The organism is Kiritimatiellaceae bacterium, assembly GCA_013141415.1.
In the GTDB taxonomy this organism is placed as follows: domain Bacteria; phylum Verrucomicrobiota; class Kiritimatiellia; order Kiritimatiellales; family Tichowtungiaceae; genus Tichowtungia.
In genome coordinates this window covers 31734-51677 of the sequence record JABFQY010000001.1, presented here as the reverse complement: position 1 = coordinate 51677, position 19944 = coordinate 31734, and the positions used below count along the sequence as shown (strand labels likewise).

Sequence of the window (19944 nt, the reverse complement as noted above, 5' to 3'; positions counted from 1 at the left end):
TCGACTATGTTCAAACAACTGGTTCTGGCGATTGTTTTTATTCTGTCCGCCTTTTCACTGCCTGCCCAGGCCGGTCAGGAGAATACCATCACGATGCTGGTGGTGCCGCGCGACGTAATTCCGATTCAGGTCGGACAGGATATTTCCCGCCGCTATCCGGTTCTGCTGGTGAGCTACCAGCTTACGCGCGGCAGTTTGAAGCTCCATGCATGGAACGGTGACGACTGGGTTGCCGTTCCGGTCGGGGACTATACCAGCGGAACCTTCTTCGCCAACCGGCCGAAACACGCTGTCATTGTTGAAAACGAACGGGTTCGCGCCCCGGATGTATTAATTCCGAACAGCACATGGTGTGAAGGCGCCAGCCGCCTGACATCCACCGATCCGCGCGTGATGCTCCATTTACTCGGCCTTCATTTCGACTTCTCTTTCAGTAATTGGGATCAGCTTGCGAAGCGTTACGGCTATTCGATTGAGCAGATTAATCCGACGATGAAAAATGTTCACTGGTGGAACTACCGTCGCAACGCGCAGCTTGAAGCAACTGCTCAGCGCGAGTTCTCAACTGATCTGAATAAATGGCAGGACGTCAGAACGCTTCCGCCGCCGCCCGTTACCCCTGCGGCCGAGGCGGAAAAACTTCCCGTCATCAAACCCGCCGCACCGAAGCCGATCGAGTCCGGCACAACTGTAACACCCAAAGCCCCGGCCATTGTGCCTGCACCGGTTGTCGAACCGGCACCAAAAGCTCCGGTAAAGGTTGTGCCCGCGCCTGTTATTGAGCCTGCCCCAAAGACGCCGCTCCCTGCGCCGGCCCCCATTTGCGAGCCGACACCCGCGGCTCCGGCTGTTGAAGCAGAAAAAGCGCTCGCTCCTGTTGTGAGCGAAACGGCAACCAACACTCCGGTGCCAGCGATCGAAGCCGACCCCTTTGCAACAGAAGAAATTCCGGCTGCTGAAATTGTCGTTCCGCAACCGCTGAAAAAACCCTGGTGGAAACTATTCTAATGAATAAACCTCTTATCCTGCTGACGGTTCTTGTACTGGCCGGGTGCTCCTCCACGCCCAAGCCGGCGGACTATCCCGTTTCTCCGATGATGGCTACCGCGTATGCCGAAGGAGCCATGACAATCACCTGGAAAGCGGAAAGCAACCAGACCTACACCGTGTATTACACAGACGTTCCGTACGGAACGAAGCCGGACTGGAAGACCCTGCCGCAGGCAACCAATCTGCGCGGGGCCGGGAAGCAGGTAACAATCAGCGACAAGGTCGCGCCCGACTCGCTCCGGCGCTATCTTCTTCTGCGCGGCGATCAGAAACCTTACTGACCGGATGCGGGGCGCGGTTTCTTAATCGCCAGCAGGACATCGCCTGACTCAATCCGCAGTTGCGGATCCGGATCGAACAGCGTCTCGCCGCTCAGCCGTTTAACAGCAAACACCATACATCCGAGAGTCTGGCGGACTCGCGACTCCGCCAGCGTCTTGCGAACCAGATTGCTCTTTTCATCCACGAGGATTTCACAAACTTCCAGTTCAAGATTTTCACGCTGGGTCACCAGTTCGATCATATCCACCGCCGACGGGCGGGTCAGCAACTGAACAATCCGCGAGGCGCCGGTTGAAAACGGCGACACCACCTGATTGGCTCCTGCCTTGATCAGCTTGCGGCCGTTGTCAGAATCCTGAACCCGCGCAATGATATGCAGATCGCGGTTCATGCTGCGGGCGTTAATCGTCAGAAAGAGATTGTCCGCATCTTTCGGCAGCGAGGCCACCAGCGACTCGGCCCGGGCAACGCCAGCGGCTTCCAGTTGATCCTCCTCCGCCGGGTCGCCCTGGATATAGAGCACACCTTCTTCTTCCAGAACCTTGATCCGCGCCGGATCGTTTTCGATCACCACAAACGGTTTGTTCATTTTTTTCAAATCGCGGGCGATATAGTCGCCGGTGCGCCCGAAGCCGCAAATGATGATGTGCCGATTGAGCTTTTCAATTTGCTTATCCATTTTATTTCTCCCGAAAAGATTTTTCAGCCCGCGCAGAATGAAATATTCAAACATCGAAGTCAGCGACAGCGCGACGGAAGTCACCCCGAAAAAAATCAGCAGGATCGTGAAAATTCTGCCGTTATGTGAAAGGGCGTGCACCTCCCCGAACCCGACGGTCGAAACGGTAATGACCGTCATATAGAGGCTTTCGTCCAGCGGCCAGCCCTCGATCAAATGATACCCGGCGGTGCCGCCAACCAAAACCGACAGAACCAGCAAAAGATAAAGCCCCAGTCGAAGCGTACGGGACTGGTCAAAATGATATATGCCTCGCTTCATGAGTTCTTCCGTGGTAACTGTTTCGCAGACTATACAAATGAACTCTTGTGCTTAAAAGGTTATTTCATGCGCCCGAACAAAACTGCTCTGCTGTTCGTCATCGGTCTGGCCGCCGTTCTTACAGCCGCAAGCGCCTTCGCCGGCGTCCGCACCGTCACCTCCCGTGGAAAAAGCTATGTCACCCTGTCCGGCATGGCGAACTACTACGGCATGTCCGTCACCCAGCCCGCCAAAACCCGCATCCGGATGCAGAACAAATACAACAAGATCGAATTTGAAACCGACTCCCGCAGCGTCTGGATCAACGGAACCCTTATCGCACTTAACGAACCGGTTCGCAAAGTCGGCTGGTCATGGGCCGTCGATACAACCGACTTTAACAAAACAATCGAACCGGTGTCTCGCCCGTCGGAATTCCTCAAAACAGCCGGAACCCGTACCGTGGTTCTGGATCCCGGACACGGTGGCGACGACAAAGGCGCCAGCAGCCCGCGCAACCTTCAGGAAAAGGCCGTCACACTCGACGTTGCTAAACGGGTTAAAGCAAAACTCGAATCCCGCGGAATCAACGTGGAACTCACCCGCGAAGCAGACCGCAATCTGGAACTCGACGCACGCTGCCGGAAAGCCGGCGCACTCCGGGCCGACCTTCTCGTCAGCATCCACGCAAACTCCGCCGGAAAAAACCGCAACGTCCGCGGAGCTGAAACATTTGTTCTCGCCCTGCCCGGACGCTACAGCAGCAACTCCTACGGCGGCGGAAAACTTCCCACTGCCACCAACACAGGAAACCGGTACGACGCAGCCAACATGATTCTAAGCTACCGCATTCAGCAAAACCTCATCAAAGCCACCGGACAGGAAGACCGCGGCATCAAACGCGCCCGCTTTGAAGTTCTGCGTGACGCACCTTGTCCGGCAACCCTTGTCGAAATGGCCTTCCTCAGCAATCCTAAGGACGAATCAATCGTGATGGATCCCGCCGGACGTGACCGGATCGCTCGCGGCATCGCCGACGGCATCGCCGCCTACCTCTCCGACGTCTCCCGCGCAAAAGCGAAATAATCCGCCGCCCGCCTAAAAAGAACGGCTCACTTTACCGCCGTGATTTTCTTTGTGCCTTCTTTGCTTCACGCTGGGCCTTCAATTCCAGTTTTACCGCCACGCTATAGCAGGCTTGCAACGGCATTCTGAAAGTTTGGCGGCAACCTTTTAGGCGGAAGCCGATAACATCCCCCGGCTCAAGGCTGACGATAATATTCCGTCCAGCGTCTCGCGTTCGGGTGGTCTCTCTAATAACTGTTTTTCTCAGCGGAATCATAAACACATCCTTTTGTGAATAATTGTTCCGCTACAAATACTAGACGAAGCAGGACATAGGACGTCCCAGCAGAATATAATCGAACTTCGTTTTTCAAAAATGGCAGGCCGCAGACTGACACCGATTAACTTCCATGGTACAAAAGCAGGCGTAAACGAACCCTGAACGGAAAGATAAACAAATGGCCTCCCCTAATTTAGAAGTACTTTTGCAAAAAATTCACCACATGATTGACGTCCAAGAAAAAATCGCGGCGAAGACCGGGGAGAATTTTAATGTATTTAAAATATTAGGCATGGAGGCTCTCGAGGTCAGAACTCATTCTTCGTTTTTGCGGGAGTTGCTTGACCCCAAAGGAGAGCACGGCATGGGGTCTGTTTTCTTAAAGTTATTCCTTAGCTATCTTTCGGATAAGAATGAGCAGGCCGCTGGCTTTGACAGTCCATCTGCAACCGTGATAGCGGAGAAGCCCATTGGGCCGATCAACAAAACAAACACTCGCGGCGGCAGGATCGACCTGTTTTTGGAAGATAAAAATCACCGCCGCATTTTCATCGAAAATAAGATCTATGCTGGAGACCAGCCCAACCAACTTTTGCGCTACCATGGAGAAGATAATCAAGCGATCTTAGTATATTTGACATTGCACGGAACTGAGCCATCTTCGGAAAGTACCGGAGGAAACGATTTTTCGTTTAAACTGATGTCGTATAAGAAAGAGATTTTTCAATGGCTGGAAAACTGCAGAAAAGAGGCCGTTACGCACCCCGTTGTACGGGAAGCTTTGACGCAATACATCGAACTAATTCGCCATTTAACCAACCAGACAACGAAGGAATACATGATGGAAGATATTGAAAAACTATTAATAGAGAATCCTGAATACAGCGTTGCGATTAATGCGGCACAAAACACATTAGATTCTATTAGAAAGAAGACAGAAGAAAATTTCTGGAGATTATTTGATAAAGCGTTTTCAAAAGAGCCAGTCCAACTCGCCGCTAATTTTTCTATTCGGTTCGAAGCCGACGAAGACAGTGATGGTTTTTTTATTGGGTATAGATTGTTTGAGGGGGAGGCGAACAAAAGTGGATCTGAAACGGCAGATCATTATTTCCAAGCGTTAAAGGAAATTAATTCTGAATTCAGAAAAAATGGCAACTGGCTTGGCTGGTACAATCCAACAGCATTTGCTGGGAAAACGAGGTTTGCAGGTCTCGACCTCAAAACTGTCCTTAATCTGTATTCAAATAAGAATACTGAACTGGAAATTTTTATTCGGCGTATAGTCGAGCAAGATCAACAAATCAGAACTACTTTTGCGGCCTGGCAAAAACAAGATTCACTCAAAGAGTAACGGCGTCATCCCTGCGCACGCCAGCAGGCATTAACCCTGCCTCGCGCGTTTTGACACACAAAGCAGGGATATGCTTACCTTTGCCGTTTCCTTTCGGTAAAATCGCTTATTTTTCTTCAAACCTAGTGCAGTCGTCATAAGTACCGCCGGTAGACTTCGCTTTATACGAAGCCATGCTGGACAAATTACCATGACAATGAAAAGGCCAGTTTGTCGCTTGTGTTTCAAAATGCTTACATTGGCGACATAAAGACGGGCATGGTATGTATTTCATCCACATATCACTAAGATACCCGGTAATCCTTAGCTCTTCGGCCATAGTATTTCCTCCGTAGTTTAGTCTCTTTTCGGAGATTTTATTTCACACCCGAAACGTCCTCTTGGTTCGCCTTCATCGAATATCCTCGGTGTGCTGATTTCAAAGCCGGTTAAGAATCTCGGCTTTCTTTACCTCATACTCCTGCTCCGTTATGAGCAGGCTCTCACGCAGGGCTTTAAGTTCATTCAGCCTCTCTTGTGCCGATTGTTTTTTGCCACCAGTTAGAAACTCTTTGACCTTTTTTGTTTTCTCAGGATTCAACCGCGCTAAAAACCACAACTTAATACCGTTCTCGATCACTGCCTGCTGTTGGCGATCATTTAAATTATCAAATGCAGTTGCGGCTGAATCGAACAATATAGCCCGCGTCAGACCCTTCTTTAGTCCGCTCATAAACCGGCCTTTAGTAGGTTCTTTTTGAGAACTCATAACACCTCCGTCACGTATGCCGCCTTATGTACTCCGTTGCAAGCTGACAGGCGAGTATTAATCTTTCAAATCAAGCAAAGAACCGGCGATGACGCGGATGTTGCCCACCTCGTTCAAGCCGGGCGGCAGACGAGGATCCTGCTGGAGCCGCCGGAGTGATTCATGCGTCAGATTTTCGGGACGGTATTCGACCAGCACGTCGCCGCAGTAGAGCATCAAGTCAAAATCCAGAAGTTCTTTCTCAACCGCCGCCGCTTCTTTCCGAAGTTTGGAGGCCGTTTCTTTTTCGCCGTCCTTCTCTGCCTTCCGGATTTCATTTAACAGAGTTCTAAGTCTTCCGACCCCTTCCCTTTGCGGCCTCTGCGTCTTTGCGAGGAAACCCTCCTCTTCCAGCATTTCAGGAAACTCCATGACGATCTTTTTCAAATCCGTCGTGAGGTCACACTGTCCCGAGCGCGGCCCGAAGCGCGAAAAGACCGGCTTAAGCCCCAGCTCCGGATAATCCTTTTTCAGCGCCTTGAGCAACGCCTGCCCGCGCTCCACGGCTTTCAAAAATTGTTCTCTGTTTAAGTTCATGCCTCCGATTTTACACAGCCGGTCGGACATTTAGCGTCCTAGAGGTTGATTTATTGCACCGGAAAACCTGCTTACGGGAACACGGGAGGAGAAAATGCCGGACGAATAGTTACTTGATCTCGACCGGCGCTTCCCGGACAGACTCTATTTCTCTGTTGGACAAGTATCCTTTTACAGCTTGGACAAATTTTGCACGCCCATACCTGCCCCCGTCACGATTCCACCATGCACAAGCCGGGTGAGCTGTATGAACGATAGGGCACGCTAACTCAACGTGCTGAACTACGGAGTAGTAAGCTTTTGATGAGGCACAAATTATTAGCTTCGGATTTAGCTCAGTCGTGATCTCAATCAGGTTTTCTTTAGCAACTCCGATATCAATCTCTTCTAAAATTAATGAATTCCCGTTGAGTGCCGGACGAAGAAAGCAGTTTGCCAGTGTGCAGTGATCCAGCATGTTGTGGATATCTGAGAAGCCAGCGTCCCTTAGAACCGATTCCAAAGTCCTGTATATTGCACACCCCTGATTCTTCCAGCGTCCGTCCGGAAGCTTATTATTCCTGAATATATCCGCATAATTAACATACTGACGTTCGTAGTCGTCCAGTAAGGTCACGCCTTTCGAATACCACTCGTTTGCACCAATTTCGCAGTCGCGATCTTCGATGTAGAAACTTTCGTTCAAAATTAGCAATTCATGAGAAAGAGGCTCAGAGCCGCGATAAGGAGCAAGGTCTTTTAGATAGGGGTTCATTTGTTTTGTCCAACCGTGTTATTAAACGAACGAAGTTTCTGTGTCAGGAAGCTACTCATGCCAAGCGGTAGATGGGAAGCCGTAAATTCTGATGGAGTCTGCTGAGCAAACTGTTCTCTGTTTAAGTTCATGCCTCCGATTTTACACAGCCGGTCGGACACCTAGCGTCTGGGGAAAGGATGAATGATGAGCTATGAATGATGGAACGGCTTCAGATTGCAGGCAGGAGAAACGGGATATTATACGGATTTGACTTTAAACTTCCAAAGCGTATAAACAGCCCATGATTAAACGAACGATTCAGAATGAATTGGCCCGGCTGGCTAAAGAGTATCCGGTGGTTACCATCTCCGGTCCGCGCCAGTCCGGAAAAACGACGCTGGCGCAGATGCAGTTTCCGAAGCACTGCTATTGCAATCTGGAGCATCCGGAAACGCGCAGGCTGGCAGAGAAAGATCCTAATGCTTTTTTCAAACAATATCCCGCGCCTGTGATTATTGACGAAGTTCAGCGCGTGCCGGAGCTGCTTTCTTACATTCAGGTGCTGGCGGATGCGACAAAGAAACGCGGTCAGTACATTCTGACCGGCAGTCACCAGCTTGCCTTGCGTGAAGCGGTCTCTCAATCTCTGGCCGGACGAACCGCCTTACTGGAACTGCTCCCGCTCTCCATTGAGGAGCTTTCGTCTGCGGGGATCGAGCTGTCGCGGGATGAATACATTTTTCGGGGGTTTTATCCGCGCATCTACTCGGAGCAGAGCGACCCGCAAACCCTCTATCGGAACTATTTGAGGACGTATGTGGAGCGGGATGTCCGCCAGATTCTGAACATTAAGGATTTAAACCTGTTCGAGCAGTTTATTCACCTGCTGGCTGGACGCACCGGTCAGGTGCTCAACCTGCATTCTCTCGGTAATGATATCGGAGTGTCCGGAAAAACACTGAAAGAGTGGCTGTCGGTTCTGGAGGCCTCGTTCATCGTCTTCCGCCTTCCGCCCTATTTTGAGAACTTCGGCAAACGGATTATAAAGTCACCCAAACTGTATTTTACCGACACCGGATTTCTGTGCTACCTGCTGGGCATAGAAAATACCGGACAAATCATGCGCGATCCGGCTTTCGGCAGACTCTTTGAAAATCTAGTGGTGATCGAAGCGTTAAAAACACGCTGCAATCAGGGTAAAATGCCCAACCTCTATTTCTTCCGGGACAACAACCGGCACGAAGTGGATCTGATCTACAGCAAGGGCCGGAAACTCTTCCCCATCGAAATCAAAGCCTCCATGACGTGGAACGCGGACTTCCTGCGCGGCATCAGTCATTTTCAACAAACGGTTCCCTCCGCAGGAAAAGGCGCCGTGATTTACAGCGGAGAAATGCAGCCCGACATGGAGTCCGCTTCGGTACTGAACTTCAAGCGAACCGCGGAGCTATTCCAATGAAACGATCAAAGACACAGGCGGAACGGCTGCTCGATCTCGACCGGCGGCTGCGCAACGGCGAATCTCCCAACTGCACGTCGTTCGCCGCAGAGTGGGAAATCTCCACCAAGACCGCCCAGCGCGATTTCGACTTTCTGCGCGACCGCATGGGCGCTCCGCTGGAATATGACGCCTTAAAGCGCGGCTATTTCTACAGCGAGCCGACTTTCATGATGCCCGCCGTGCAGTTGAACGAGGGCGAACTGGTTGCTTTGCTGATCGGCTCCAAAGCTCTCGAACAGTTTCAGGGGACGCCGATGGCGGAAAAGCTGACCGCCGTGTTCGATAAACTCTCCGCCCTGCTCCCCGACAACATTACCGTGCGTCCGGAAGAGCTGTTCACCCGGTTCAGCTTTACCGCCCCGCCTGCGATGCCGATTTCTTCCAAGGTTTGGACTGCGGTTGTTCAGGCATTGGAAACCCGGCAGATGATTGAAATCCAGTACCGCAACTGGAGCGGAGAAAAAACCGCCCGCGTGGCTCCGGTGCATCTGGCCAATCTGCAAGGCGACTGGTATCTCTTTGTTCAGTACGACGGGTTCGACAACTTCCGGCAGCTCGCCCTTGCCCGTATCCAAACCGTCAAACTGCTCAGCAAGAAAGCGGATATCGTTGGCTCGTTCGATCCTAAGAAAGAACTGTCCAACACCTTCTCCCGCTTTGCCGGAGACAATAAAGCGTTTCAGGTGACGGTACAATTTCACTCCGAAATTGCGGTGAGCGTTCTGGAACGCCAGTGGCATCCGGAACAAAAGGTGAAGAATCTGAAGGGTGGCGGCGTGGAAATCAGTTTTGAAGCCAAAGGCGACATTGAAATCAAACGCTGGGTCATGGCCTATGGCCGCTACGCAAAAGTCAAAAGCCCAAAATGGCTGAAAGACGACATCGCCGAAGAAGTCCGCGCCATGCTGGGAAACGCAGGCTCTCGAAAGTAGGACGGGCTTCCAGCCTGTCTAAGACCGCCAAGATGGCTGTCCTACGTTGAGAATGGCGCAAGCTTAACCGACTCGCCAATCAGCACCAGCGCCGCTGAAACCGTCGCGCCGGAATAGAGTTTTTGAACCGCTTCTTTGTAGGCGGCCAGTTGCGGAGCATAAATCTCCAAGGCCGATTCCGGCGAGTCATCGGTAAACTTGTAATCGAAAATTTTGAACTGATTGGAAAACTTCGCGAGCAGATCGATTGTTCCGTCCAGAATCACATCGCCGCGCTTCAGCACAAACGGATGCTCTGCAAACAGAGCGGTTGCGCCGGCTGTTTCCGTTCGTAAAATCTCGCGCGCCGCTTCAAGTTGCGGAATCAGCAAATCCATTTCCACTTCGCCGAACTCCGCGCTGAACAGCGCTACCAGTTCCGGAATATTTCCGGCCCAGTTATTTTTCGTCAGGTCTTCCAATACCGCATGACCGAGAGAGCCGTATACGGCGGGATTGATGATTGATGATTGGCGATTGGCGATTGATGAATTTCTCTCACAAAGTGAAGTTACCGTCTTTCGCTCAATTCCCACTGGAATCCTGAGCGAAACACAAACGGCTCCTGACTCCTGATTCCTGACTCCTGAAGGCGGCGCGGCTATCACTGGGATATCTAAAAATGCCAAACGGCGCAGTATGTTCGCAGACGCGCCGCTCAAAAAACCCTCTGCCAACTTCCGCCAGCCTTTCGGATCTTTTGTTCCGGCGCCGGAAAGAACAACGAGGTCGCGGGCGCGGGTCATCGCCACATAAAACACATTCGTCAGTTCGACATCGCGCACCTCTTTATCGGCCTCGCGCGCCGCGTCCCAGCCCGGCGATTTCACTTCGTCTCCGGCAAGGCCGGAAATTTTCATCTCCAGCTGACCTTCCGGAGAAAACATCGCGAAGCCCGGCTCGGTATTTTCGCCAAAGCTGATATCCGGCACAAAACAGACCCGTTTCGTCAGCCCTTTCGCGCTGTGTACCGTCATCAGCGTCACCGAGTTCTGTTCTGGATCGGGCAGCAGCGCTTCCGCCGCTCCGCTGCGCGGCGGCGTCTGAATATATTTTTCAAACCGCCGCACCACATCCGGCAGAAGAACCTGCCCGCCGCGTTCGGCGGCGCGAATCCAGTCGAGCGCCTTTTTAAAATTCGCCAGCCGCTGTTCACCGCCCGGCAGTCCGGCTAGCTGTGCATCGAACGCTGTTTCGCGGACGATTTCGCGCACCAGCTGCGCCGCCAGTTTCCCGCCGGTCTGGGCGCGGTAGCGCAAGAGCCGTTCTGCCGCCGCTGATGTCGTATCACTGAAGCTTGTAGGACGCGCTTCCCGTATCCGGGAGCGTGTGTCGTCCTGTCCGCACGAAGAACACAAGCTCTCTGAATACAGAGACTCGAACGAAGAGAGAGAGGCCTCGTTATTGCGAGGCAGTGACTGCAAGGAACGGCAACCTTGTCCTACAACTGGGGCTGTCGCAAAAAACTGTTTGCGAAGGATTTCGTGGCTGAACGTTTCACCGTCCCAGCCGAGTTTAACGATTTCATCGTCCGGCACACTGGCGAACGGTGAACGCAAAAATCCAATCAGCGCCAGATCGTTCGTCGGCTCGCAAAGCACTTGCAGAAACAAAAGCAGATCACGAACTTCCTGCTGTTCAAAGAGAGCGCGGCCTTTGCCGCCGCTGGTATATGGAATCCCAGCATCGCGCAGCGCTTCCTCCAGCACCGACTGATGCGTCGAGCGTTTCAGCAAAATCAGGATATCGCCGTAATTGAACGGTTCGCCTTTGGAAAAAGTTTTACCGTTGTATCCAAACCTTGGACGCCATTCCGCGCCGCCATCCACCAGCAGACGGATACGGCTCGCGACCGCCGTCATTTCGTCATCGGTTGTGCTTTCGTCGCCGTCCTGCATCAAAAATTCAACGCAAGGCCCTTCTCCGTCTGTCACAGCGCCAATCTCTTCACAGGGCTCCAGTGCGTCATAAGAATCGTAGAGCGACCCGAAAAGTTTATTGACCGCATCAATCACACGGTCTTTGCTTCGCCTGCTCTTCTTTAGCGGAACCGGTTTAAATCCGCCGTGCGTAGCCATTTTTTTTCCCAGCATCGGCATGACATCGGGATCGGCACTGCGCCAGGCATAAATCGACTGTTTACGGTCGCCGCAGATCACCAGATGCGCCTCTTTACCCCAAAGCGCTTCTATGACATCGCACTGCACCCGCGAGGTGTCCTGCACTTCATCTACGATAATCCAGTCAAACAGATTCTTGAGCTGTCCCCTCCGGAGCAGATCGCGCGCCAGCAAAAGCTGATCGCCGAAATCCACCGCATCGCGCGACCGCTTCGCTTCGGTAAAGCCGCACGAACAGGCCGACAAGCACCGTGCAAAGGCGCGGAACTGACTAATATTCTGTTCGTAAAAATATCCCGTCAGAAACCGTTCTTTCAGTTCCGCCAGTTCATCGGAAATTTCTTTCATCCCCTTACCGGTAAATTTGGTCAGCGATTCGATCAAAGGAATTCGCCGGGTGAGGTCACCCGGCCTACAGATTTCTTCCAGACATTGGAGCGCGGTTGTGGCTTTAGCTGGCAGGCCGCGATCCGCTTCAATCGAGCGAAGCTGTTCATAGAGTTTGCGGAAATCTTTTTCACCAACCGTGCGTTCCGGCGGCGGAAGCATCGCTTCGGCGTTATTCAGATTGAGTCCGCGGCTGGCGGATTTTTCGAGCAGCGAGCGGATGGTGTTGATCAGACTGTACTGATTATCCAGCGAACCAAGAATCGAAACACCGGAACAGAATTCGCGGAAGTCCGCGTCGCCCTCCAGGTTTTGAAAAATTTCCGCCTTCAACACCTCGTCGAGCAACGCGTCGCGTTCTTCGTCTTCCAAGGTCTGGAAAGCCGGGGAGAGCCCGAGTTCCAGCGCATGCTCGCGAAGCAGCCCGGCACAAAAGGCATGGATAGTAGAAATGCCGGCGGCAGGCAGTGAACGCAAAACCCGCCGTGCACGGTCGGCCTGCTCATCATCGCCGCTCTTTTCGGCGGCGAGCATTTTTTCCGCGACGCGACAGCGCAGTTCGGCGGCGGCGTTGTCGGTGAAGGTCATCAGAAGAATCCGGCGCGGATCGATCGCCTGCCGTCCGGCAGGCAGGTGTTCATGATCTTTTCCCAGCACCAGCGCGGTATAGAGTTCGGTGACCTGCCAGGTCTTGCCCGTTCCCGCCGATGCGTTGAAAATCATGTTCATGCAGCGGATTATGGGGAGAAAAACGGAAGATTGGAATGTTGGATTGATGGATTGTTGGGTGGAAGGACGGCTGCCACACCGCCCCAAGGTAAAGCCGGAACTTAGGGCATATTTGCCCGTAGAACCGGCTTCTGTCAGCGCGAAGCAGCCGGATCCACGGCTTCGCCTGAGTTCCGGCTGTACCGACATCCCTATAGTCACGGAGCGCGCCCCTCCAAAGAGGAGAGTTGACAGGCCTGAACCACGTTTTCACACTCAGCGCAAATGAAAGCTTCCTCAGACAAGCGCAGTATGACCGGCCTGCTCGGTATGATCATTCTCGTCGGCATGGGCGAACACATGGCCGAGCGCTTTCTGCCGCTCTATCTCCAGCAACTGGCGCAGGCTTCGACCGCCGTGCTGGCTATCGGACTGCTGGCAGGCATGGACGATCTGCTTTCTGCGCTCTACTCTTTTCCCGGCGGCTACCTGAGCGACCGGCTCGGCACCAAGCGTGCACTGCTTTTCTTCAACGCGCTCTCGATGATCGGCTACCTGTGCGTCATTTTCATCCACGCATGGTGGGCGGTACTGCTCGGCGCGGCGTTCTTCATTTCATGGTCGGCGATTTCACTGCCAGCCACCATGGATCTGCTGGCCAAGATCGTACCGAAACACCGGCGCACGATGGGCGTGTCGGTGCTGGCGCTGGTACGGCGCGTTCCGAAAATGCTGGGGCCGGTTGTCGGCGGCGCGTGCATCGCCGTCTGGGGCGTCGAACACGGCGTGCGCGCCGCTTTCATCGCGGCGCTGGCGCTCGCACTCGTCGCTTCCGTACTTCAGCAGACAATGATCACCGACGACTCGCAAGACGCCAAAGAAGCCGAAGCCAATCCGTTGAAGCTGTGGAAAGAAATGCCGATCGGTCTGCGCAACCTGCTTCTGTCGGATATTCTCATCCGCTTCTGCGAACGGATTCCCGACGCCTTCGTCGTCATCTGGGTCACGCGCACCATTCTGCATCCGGTCTCTGAACTCACCTTCGGCTGGCTCTCCGCCGTCGAAAACATCACCGCCGTGCTGGTGTATGTTCCCGTCGCTTACATGGCCGACCGCTTCGGCAAAAAACCATTCGTCCTGATCACCTTCGCCTTCTTCACCTGCTTCCCGCTGGCGCTGATGCACGCGACCTCACTCTGGCCGCTGGTGGCGGTATTCATACTGCGCGGACTCAAGGAATTCGGCGAACCGACCCGCAAAGCGCTCATCATGGATCTCGCGCCGGAAGGCCGCAAAGCCGCCATGTTCGGACTCTACTATCTGGTGCGCGACGTCATCGTCGCCTTCGCCGCCTTCGGCGGCGCCCTGCTCTGGCGCGTCTCGCCGGAACTCAACTTAATGGTAGCCTTCGGTTTCGGCGTACTCGGCACCCTCTGGTTCGCCTGGCGCGGAACGTCTGTCTCTCCCACGAAATTCGACCTGCTGATTAAGAACGGAACCGTGCTGGACTGAGCGGGCATGGATGGCATTCAGAAAAGAAAATTGAAAAATCCGGCGATACCGGTTAGCTTACCGGCGTGAGGTGAAAAATGACGGCATTGGCTGAAAAAATCTATAATGAGGTACTCGACCTCCCGACTGACGAGCGGCTTTCCCTGCTGGATAAACTGCTACACGTTATAACCATCCCCGCCCCAGCAGACATTGAAAAAGCCTGGCTGAACGAATCGCATAAACGGTTGGCTGCCATTCGTTCCGGCAAGACAAAAACCAGTTCCGGGGAATCCGTATTTCAGGAAATCAAAGAGAGATTCCAGAAATGAGATTCGAGTTCGCTCAGGCCGCCCGGGAAGAACTCATCGCCAGCATTGAATATTACGAGCTCCAGCAAACCGGTCTCGGCTTAGCCTTTGCAGAGCAGGTGTACGCAACTATCGAGCAAATCATCGAGTTTCCCGCCGGATGGACACCGCTGGACGACACGTTCCATCGCTGCCTCGTTAAACAGTTTCCTTACGCATTAATCTACACGGTTCTGGATCAGGTTTTGATCATTACCTCGGTAATGAATCTGCACCGGAAACCTGATTATTGGCGGAACAGATAACCGCCGGATATCATCCCGCAAAAACTTTCTAAATGAACTTCGACCTGCTGATTAAGAATGGAAGCGTACTGGATGGAACCGGTGCGGAAGAAATTCGTGCCGATATCGGAATTTCCGGTGAGCGGATTGCGGCGGTCGGCGATCTGTCGAAAGCCGAAGCGAAGCAAACCATCGACGCGACCGGCAAGATCGTCTGCCCCGGATTTATTGATGTTCATTCCCACTCGGACGCCTATCTGCTGATTGATCCGCGCGCGTCGAGCAAGGTGTTTCAGGGCGTCACCACCGAAGTGTGCGGCAACTGCGGCGCGTCAGCCGCGCCGCGCCTCGGCGACGCGAAACTGCCGTCCGACTGGCAGGATAAGCCGTTCCCCGGAACGTGGAGCACAGTTTCCGAGTACCGGAAACTTTTCGATCAGGCGAAGCCCGCCGTGAACGAAGCGCTGCTGATCGGCCATAACACCCTGCATCGCGGCGTCAGCGGCTATGAGCCGCGCGGCGCGACGCCCGATGAACTGAAGGCGATGTGCAAAGCGCTGGAACAGGCACTCGACGAAGGCGGATGCGGTCTGAGTACCGGACTGATTTATCCGCCCGCTTCCGCCGTACCGTCTGACGAAATCATCGCGCTGGCAAAGGTCTGCGCCGGGCGCAATAAAATCTACACCTCGCACATGCGCAGCGAAGGCAAGCAGTTGATCGAAGCGATTGATGAAGCGCTGATGATCGGCCGGAACTCCGGCGCGCGGATTCAGATTTCCCATTTGAAAACTTCCGGGCAAGCCAACTGGCATAAGCTTGACGCCGCGTTGGCTAAAATTGAAGCGGCCCGTGCCGAAGGGATTCAGGTCGCCGCTGATCGGTATCCGTACACTGCGGCCAGCACCGATCTCGATATTATTCTGCCCGACTGGGCGCTCTACGACGGTAAAGCCGCCGTGCTGGCGCGGCTGGCGGATTCCGCCACGCGCAAAAAAATCCGCGCCGAAATTCTCGAAGGACGCGGCGAGTTCGGTTTCAACACGGTGATGATCGGCTCAGTAGAAAATCCGGCGCTTCACGCGCTGAAGGGAATGAAGGTGGATGAAGCCGCCAAACTGCTCGGCATGGAGCCGGTCGACGCGCTGCTGCATATTATCGAGAAGGATGAACTGCGCACCGGCGGAATTTTCTTCGGCATGTGCGAAGAGAATATGTGGAAGATTCTGGCGCAGCCGTGGGTGATGATCGGCTGCGATGCGTCATTGCGCGCGCCGGACGGAATTCTGAGCAAGGATCATCCGCATCCACGGGCTTACGGCAGTTTCACCAAACTCCTGCGCGCTTCGCTCGACGGACAAACGGTTCCGCTTCCCGAAATGATTCGTAAGATGACGTCGCTGGCGGCGGAACATTTCCGGCTGAACGGTCGCGGCGTTTTGAAAAAAGGCAACTTCGCTGACGTCGTGGTTTTTGATCCGGCGAAAATTAAAGAGAATACGACTTACGCCAAACCGCACCAGCTTTCCGAAGGGGTCGAGACGCTGGTCGTTAACGGAACGCTGACGATCGAAAACGGTTCGCTGACCGGCAAGCGAAGCGGACAGTTTCTGGACTGATTTTCACCACAGAGAACACAGAGGAACACTGAGGCTGGGAAACAGCGTTTCGCCTACAGCCCCATGAAGGCGAGATAGGCATGCCAGAGGCGGTAGCCGCCGAGAATCCAGGAAAACGCCGCCAGCGCGATGTACGGGCCGTACGGAATTTCGCTCTTGATGCCTTTGCGCTGCAACGCGATGAGGCTGATGCCCGCGATAGAGCCGATGAAGGCAGAAACGAATACGATGTAGATGACGGCTTCCCAGCCGAAGAGCGCGCCGAGAGCGCCCATCAGTTTAACATCGCCGAAGCCCATCGCTTCTTTCTTGAGCGCGGCCGTGCCGATTTCGCGAACCATCCAAAGCGAACCGAAGCCGGCGGCGAGGCCGATCAATGAGTCCTTGAGTCCTTCCCCCCAGGTCGTTGCGTCCTGCAACGGAGGGAACAGTGTGCTAAGGATCGGAAAAAGAATCATGCCGCCAATTGTCAGACGATCCGGAAGAATCATGTGTTCGAGGTCGATGAAGGTGCCCATCAGCAGTCCGAAGACGGCGAGCGCGTAGATGGGAGTGAACCAGCTGAAGCCGTAGATGAGCCAGAGCGTGATAAAAAAGAAGGCGGTGAGCAGTTCGATGATCGGATAAACCACAGAGATCGGCAGTTTGCAGGTGCGGCATTTGGCACCGAGCAGAAACCAGCTGAGAACCGGAATATTGTCGTACCACTTGATGCGTGTCTTGCAGTTCGGGCAGGCGGACGGCGGGAAGACAACCGATTTTTCCTGCGGGATGCGGCAGACACAGACGTTGAGAAAACTGCCGAGACAAAGGCCCAAAATGAACACCACGCCCATCCAGTAAATCGTCCAGAATTCTGTCATGAGTACACCGCCTTTTCTAATGCTTTACGCATTGCTCCGATATCAGGTTCGATTCCGGTCCAGATAGTAAACGCCTTCGCCCCCTGATGCAACAGCATGCCGAGACCGTTGGCCGTCTGCGCGCCTGCGGCTTTGGCCGTGCTGAGAAACGCGGTTTCGGGATACATGTAGATTAAATCGAAGGCGCGCTGTCCGGCGCGAAAGGCTTCCGGCGGCAAGAGCGACGGATCCTCTTTTTTCATGCCGACCGGTGAAGCCTGTATGACCAAATCGGCTTCGCGGCACAGCTGAATCTTACTCGCTTCGCTCGCAAACCAAACGGCGACTTGCGGGGCCGCCATTTTGATTTCTTCCATCAGATTCTGCATTCTCAACAAATCAACATCGCAAAGTGTAATGGTTTTTGCACCGTTGAGCGCGGCCATGAGAGCCGCGGCGCGCCCCGCTCCGCCGCACCCGAGGACAAAAACGTTGTCGCCTGCGACTGTTTTCCCGAACGCTTCTTCGAGCGCTTTGAGAAACCCGCAGCCGTCGGTGTTGTGGCCGATCATTCCGCTCGATGCGAACTCGACGGTGTTAACCGCACCGAGAATCCGCGCGCTGTCCGCCAAATGTTTAAGCCCTTTGAAGGCAGCTTCCTTGAGCGGAATGGTGAGGTTGACTCCGGCATAGCCTTCGGAAGGAAGCTGCGCCAGCCGCGCCATCAGTTCGCCGGGCGGAACGTCGAGCTTGCCGTATTCATATTTTCCGTTCAGCCCAAGCGCCTTGATGGAGGCGTTGTGCATAACGGGCGACAGCGTGTGGCCGATGGGGTGTCCGAGGACTGCCAGTTTTTTCATTTCTGTTTTTTCCCCGCGATGCGATTCAGTCCGGCGATGATGGCTTTGACGGCGGCCTGATCGATGTTGGAATCGGAGCCGACGCCGAAGACGATTCCGTTGCCCTCCAGCTTCAGCGGCACATAGGCCAGCGCCTGAGCATCCGCGCCTTTACCGACAGCCTGTTCGTGGTAGTCCGCCACCGTGAAGTCAATGCCGACGATGTTGCGAACGGCATGAACAAAAGCGGAGATCGGGCCGTTGCCGTCGGCGACGGCGATCTTTTCCACGCCATTAACGCGGACGCGGACTTCGCCATGGATGAAGGTCGGATCCTTATCGTCAGGGCGCGGCCAGTAACCGACCAGTTCATAGGGACCCGCCGGATTGACGAATTTTTCGCGGAAGACGTTATGAACTTCTTCCGCCGAAATTTCGCGTCCGGCCGCTTCGCTGTAGGTCTGCACTTCTTCGCGCAATTCGGGCTGCATGGTTTTCGGGATTTGAATGCCGTAATCCTGCTCCAGCACCCAGGCGATGCCGCCTTTGCCGGACTGCGAATTGATGCGAATCAGCTTCTCGAAGTTGCGGCCCAAGTCGGCGGGATCGACATGCAGGTACGGCACTTTCCACTTCATGCCGAATGCTTTGGCCGCCTCTTCCAAACGATGCATGCCTTTATTAATGGCATCCTGATGTGAACCGGAAAATGCCGTGAAGGCATATTCGCCGGCATAAGGCTGGCGGTAATACACCGCCATGCCGGTCAGCCGTTCGACGGTTGCAGCGATTTCGTTCAGGCTGGAAAAGTTCAGCCCGGTATCAAGGCCGCGCGAGAACAGGTTGTTGGCCACGGTAACCAGATCGACGTTGCCGGTGCGCTCGCCGTGTCCGAACAGCGTTCCTTCGACGCGGTCGCCGCCAGCCAGCAGCGCCAGCTCGGTGGCGGCTACGGCCATCCCCTGATCGTTGTGGGCGTGCAGTGAAATTTTTACGCAGTCGCGATGCGGAAAGTTTTTGATAAACCATTCGATCATGTCGGCGTAGTGGTTGGGCGGACGGCGCTCAACCGTAGCGGGCAGATTCAGGATCAACGGTTTTTCCGGAGTCGCTTTACCCCAGGCATCGTAAACGGCTTTGCACATTTCCAGGCAGAACGGCAGGTCGGTGTCGGTGAATTCTTCGGGAGAGAATTCATAGCGGATATCGCTCTCCGGCATAGCGTCGGCCAGCGTACGGATCCGGCGGGTGGCTTCAACCGCCGACTTCATCGTGCCCTTCTGATCGGTTCCGAAGACATGCTTCATGTGCAGATCAGACGTGGCGATGTACGCGTGAATGATTCCCTTCTTGACGCCCTTGAACGCTTCGAAGGTGCGATCGATCAAATGCGGACGGCACTGGGTCAGCCCCATAATGAACACATCGCCCGGAATATGCTTCTTTTCAATCAGGCAACGGAAGAAATCGAAGTCATCCTGACTGGCGGACGGAAAGCCCGCTTCGATTTCTTTAAAGCCGATCCGGCACAGCATCTGGAAGTATTCCAGCTTCTGATCGGGATCCATAGGATTTGGCAGCGCCTGATTGCCGTCGCGCAAATCCACAGAGCACCAGGCGGGGCTGGCAGACAGCGTCCGTGAGGGCCATTGCCGATCCGGCATTTCGAACGGCGCGGGGGCTTTGTATTTCGGTGTTTTCATTGTTCTTTCCTTTACTGTTTTTTCTCTGTTAAACCCATCATGAAAATAAAAAAACCTCTCCGGGCTGCGGAGAGGTTCGGCAAAATTTTGTTGGAGGG

The 19944-nt window shown here is 54.1% G+C and carries 19 protein-coding genes; 10 read left to right on the top strand and 9 right to left on the bottom strand.

Going from position 1 to position 19944, the window contains the following annotated elements:
* The first annotated feature begins 6 nt into the window (after positions 1–6).
* Both HOO88_00235 and HOO88_00230 read left to right on the top strand, forming a co-directional pair.
* Positions 7–1008, top strand: coding sequence for a hypothetical protein (locus HOO88_00235; protein ID NOU35196.1), 1002 nt, complete (start codon positions 7–9; stop codon positions 1006–1008).
* Positions 1008–1331 (top strand): hypothetical protein, encoded by a 324-nt coding sequence (locus HOO88_00230; GenBank protein ID NOU35195.1) that lies wholly within the window; start codon positions 1008–1010, stop codon positions 1329–1331. The genes HOO88_00235 and HOO88_00230 overlap by 1 nt, the downstream gene beginning before the upstream one ends.
* Here HOO88_00230 and HOO88_00225 read toward each other — a convergent pair.
* On the bottom strand, positions 1325–2332 hold the full coding sequence (locus HOO88_00225) for a potassium channel protein (GenBank protein ID NOU35194.1): 1008 nt from the start codon (positions 2330–2332) through the stop codon (positions 1325–1327). The two genes, HOO88_00230 and HOO88_00225, sit on opposite strands and share 7 nt — an antisense overlap.
* A gap of 66 nt (positions 2333–2398) precedes the next feature.
* Between HOO88_00225 and HOO88_00220 the strand changes: the two genes are divergently transcribed.
* Positions 2399–3397, top strand: coding sequence for an N-acetylmuramoyl-L-alanine amidase (locus HOO88_00220; protein ID NOU35193.1), 999 nt, complete (start codon positions 2399–2401; stop codon positions 3395–3397).
* A 31-nt stretch (positions 3398–3428) separates the two neighbouring features.
* On the opposite strand, the gene HOO88_00215 is transcribed toward HOO88_00220, so the two are convergent.
* Positions 3429–3653, bottom strand: a complete 225-nt coding sequence (locus HOO88_00215; protein ID NOU35192.1) for a hypothetical protein — start codon at positions 3651–3653, stop codon at positions 3429–3431.
* Positions 3654–3834: 181 nt separating this feature from the next.
* On the opposite strand from HOO88_00215, the gene HOO88_00210 reads away from it, so the two are divergent.
* On the top strand, positions 3835–5010 hold the full coding sequence (locus tag HOO88_00210; GenBank protein ID NOU35191.1) for a PD-(D/E)XK nuclease family protein: 1176 nt from the start codon (positions 3835–3837) through the stop codon (positions 5008–5010).
* A 418-nt stretch (positions 5011–5428) separates the two neighbouring features.
* Here the strand turns inward: HOO88_00210 and HOO88_00205 are convergent, their stop codons facing one another.
* The 3 genes from HOO88_00205 to HOO88_00195 form a co-directional block, all read right to left on the bottom strand.
* A complete protein-coding gene (locus HOO88_00205) occupies positions 5429–5758 on the bottom strand; it encodes a hypothetical protein (GenBank protein ID NOU35190.1) in 330 nt (109 codons plus the stop codon).
* Between the two features lie 57 nt (positions 5759–5815).
* Positions 5816–6334 (bottom strand): hypothetical protein, encoded by a 519-nt coding sequence (locus HOO88_00200; GenBank protein NOU35189.1) that lies wholly within the window; start codon positions 6332–6334, stop codon positions 5816–5818.
* A 109-nt stretch (positions 6335–6443) separates the two neighbouring features.
* On the bottom strand, positions 6444–7088 hold the full coding sequence (locus HOO88_00195; GenBank protein ID NOU35188.1) for a hypothetical protein: 645 nt from the start codon (positions 7086–7088) through the stop codon (positions 6444–6446).
* Positions 7089–7371: 283 nt separating this feature from the next.
* On the opposite strand from HOO88_00195, the gene HOO88_00190 reads away from it, so the two are divergent.
* Complete coding sequence (locus HOO88_00190) at positions 7372–8529, top strand: ATP-binding protein (GenBank protein ID NOU35187.1); 1158 nt, start codon at positions 7372–7374, stop codon at positions 8527–8529.
* Positions 8526–9503: a WYL domain-containing protein gene (locus HOO88_00185; protein NOU35186.1), complete on the top strand. Its 978-nt coding sequence runs from the start codon at positions 8526–8528 to the stop codon at positions 9501–9503. Before HOO88_00190 ends, HOO88_00185 begins: the two co-directional genes overlap by 4 nt.
* A 41-nt stretch (positions 9504–9544) precedes the next feature.
* Here HOO88_00185 and HOO88_00180 read toward each other — a convergent pair whose 3' ends face one another.
* Positions 9545–12778, bottom strand: a complete 3234-nt coding sequence (locus tag HOO88_00180) for a UvrD-helicase domain-containing protein (GenBank protein NOU35185.1) — start codon at positions 12776–12778, stop codon at positions 9545–9547.
* Positions 12779–13042: 264 nt separating this feature from the next.
* On the opposite strand from HOO88_00180, the gene HOO88_00175 reads away from it, so the two are divergent.
* From HOO88_00175 to HOO88_00160, 4 genes are all read left to right on the top strand, one after another.
* A complete protein-coding gene (locus HOO88_00175) occupies positions 13043–14269 on the top strand; it encodes an MFS transporter (GenBank protein ID NOU35184.1) in 1227 nt (408 codons plus the stop codon).
* A 77-nt stretch (positions 14270–14346) separates the two neighbouring features.
* Positions 14347–14580: an addiction module protein gene (locus HOO88_00170; protein NOU35183.1), complete on the top strand. Its 234-nt coding sequence runs from the start codon at positions 14347–14349 to the stop codon at positions 14578–14580.
* Positions 14577–14864 carry a type II toxin-antitoxin system RelE/ParE family toxin gene (locus HOO88_00165; GenBank protein ID NOU35182.1) on the top strand — a complete coding sequence of 96 codons (288 nt, stop codon included), beginning with the start codon at positions 14577–14579 and terminating at the stop codon, positions 14862–14864. The genes HOO88_00170 and HOO88_00165 overlap by 4 nt, the downstream gene beginning before the upstream one ends.
* A gap of 32 nt (positions 14865–14896) precedes the next feature.
* Complete coding sequence (locus HOO88_00160; GenBank protein NOU35181.1) at positions 14897–16462, top strand: D-aminoacylase; 1566 nt, start codon at positions 14897–14899, stop codon at positions 16460–16462.
* Between the two features lie 53 nt (positions 16463–16515).
* Here the strand turns inward: HOO88_00160 and HOO88_00155 are convergent, their stop codons facing one another.
* The 3 genes from HOO88_00155 to HOO88_00145 are packed head-to-tail and all read right to left on the bottom strand — an operon-like array spanning position 16516 to position 19846.
* Positions 16516–17325 (bottom strand): prepilin peptidase, encoded by an 810-nt coding sequence (locus HOO88_00155; GenBank protein NOU35180.1) that lies wholly within the window; start codon positions 17323–17325, stop codon positions 16516–16518.
* The gene (aroE, locus tag HOO88_00150; protein NOU35179.1) at positions 17322–18164 is read right to left on the bottom strand and encodes a shikimate dehydrogenase; all 843 of its coding nucleotides are present in this window, start codon (positions 18162–18164) and stop codon (positions 17322–17324) included. The genes HOO88_00155 and aroE overlap by 4 nt, the downstream gene beginning before the upstream one ends.
* A complete protein-coding gene (locus HOO88_00145; GenBank protein ID NOU35178.1) occupies positions 18161–19846 on the bottom strand; it encodes a 2-isopropylmalate synthase in 1686 nt (561 codons plus the stop codon). The genes aroE and HOO88_00145 overlap by 4 nt, the downstream gene beginning before the upstream one ends.
* Between the last annotated feature and the right edge of the window lie 98 nt (positions 19847–19944).

Bases quoted from the DNA above. Each gene is read 5' to 3' on its own strand.
- HOO88_00235 (NOU35196.1), top strand. From the start codon at position 7: ATGTTCAAACAACTGGTTCTGGCGATTGTTTTTATTCTGTCCGCCTTT.
- HOO88_00230 (NOU35195.1), top strand. From the start codon at position 1,008: ATGAATAAACCTCTTATCCTGCTGACGGTTCTTGTACTGGCCGGGTGC.
- HOO88_00225 (NOU35194.1), bottom strand. From the start codon at position 2,332: ATGAAGCGAGGCATATATCATTTTGACCAGTCCCGTACGCTTCGACTG.
- HOO88_00220 (NOU35193.1), top strand. From the start codon at position 2,399: ATGCGCCCGAACAAAACTGCTCTGCTGTTCGTCATCGGTCTGGCCGCC.
- HOO88_00215 (NOU35192.1), bottom strand. From the start codon at position 3,653: ATGATTCCGCTGAGAAAAACAGTTATTAGAGAGACCACCCGAACGCGA.
- HOO88_00210 (NOU35191.1), top strand. From the start codon at position 3,835: ATGGCCTCCCCTAATTTAGAAGTACTTTTGCAAAAAATTCACCACATG.
- HOO88_00205 (NOU35190.1), bottom strand. From the start codon at position 5,758: ATGAGTTCTCAAAAAGAACCTACTAAAGGCCGGTTTATGAGCGGACTA.
- HOO88_00200 (NOU35189.1), bottom strand. From the start codon at position 6,334: ATGAACTTAAACAGAGAACAATTTTTGAAAGCCGTGGAGCGCGGGCAG.
- HOO88_00195 (NOU35188.1), bottom strand. From the start codon at position 7,088: ATGAACCCCTATCTAAAAGACCTTGCTCCTTATCGCGGCTCTGAGCCT.
- HOO88_00190 (NOU35187.1), top strand. From the start codon at position 7,372: ATGATTAAACGAACGATTCAGAATGAATTGGCCCGGCTGGCTAAAGAG.
- HOO88_00185 (NOU35186.1), top strand. From the start codon at position 8,526: ATGAAACGATCAAAGACACAGGCGGAACGGCTGCTCGATCTCGACCGG.
- HOO88_00180 (NOU35185.1), bottom strand. From the start codon at position 12,778: ATGAACATGATTTTCAACGCATCGGCGGGAACGGGCAAGACCTGGCAG.
- HOO88_00175 (NOU35184.1), top strand. From the start codon at position 13,043: ATGAAAGCTTCCTCAGACAAGCGCAGTATGACCGGCCTGCTCGGTATG.
- HOO88_00170 (NOU35183.1), top strand. From the start codon at position 14,347: ATGACGGCATTGGCTGAAAAAATCTATAATGAGGTACTCGACCTCCCG.
- HOO88_00165 (NOU35182.1), top strand. From the start codon at position 14,577: ATGAGATTCGAGTTCGCTCAGGCCGCCCGGGAAGAACTCATCGCCAGC.
- HOO88_00160 (NOU35181.1), top strand. From the start codon at position 14,897: ATGAACTTCGACCTGCTGATTAAGAATGGAAGCGTACTGGATGGAACC.
- HOO88_00155 (NOU35180.1), bottom strand. From the start codon at position 17,325: ATGACAGAATTCTGGACGATTTACTGGATGGGCGTGGTGTTCATTTTG.
- aroE (NOU35179.1), bottom strand. From the start codon at position 18,164: ATGAAAAAACTGGCAGTCCTCGGACACCCCATCGGCCACACGCTGTCG.
- HOO88_00145 (NOU35178.1), bottom strand. From the start codon at position 19,846: ATGAAAACACCGAAATACAAAGCCCCCGCGCCGTTCGAAATGCCGGAT.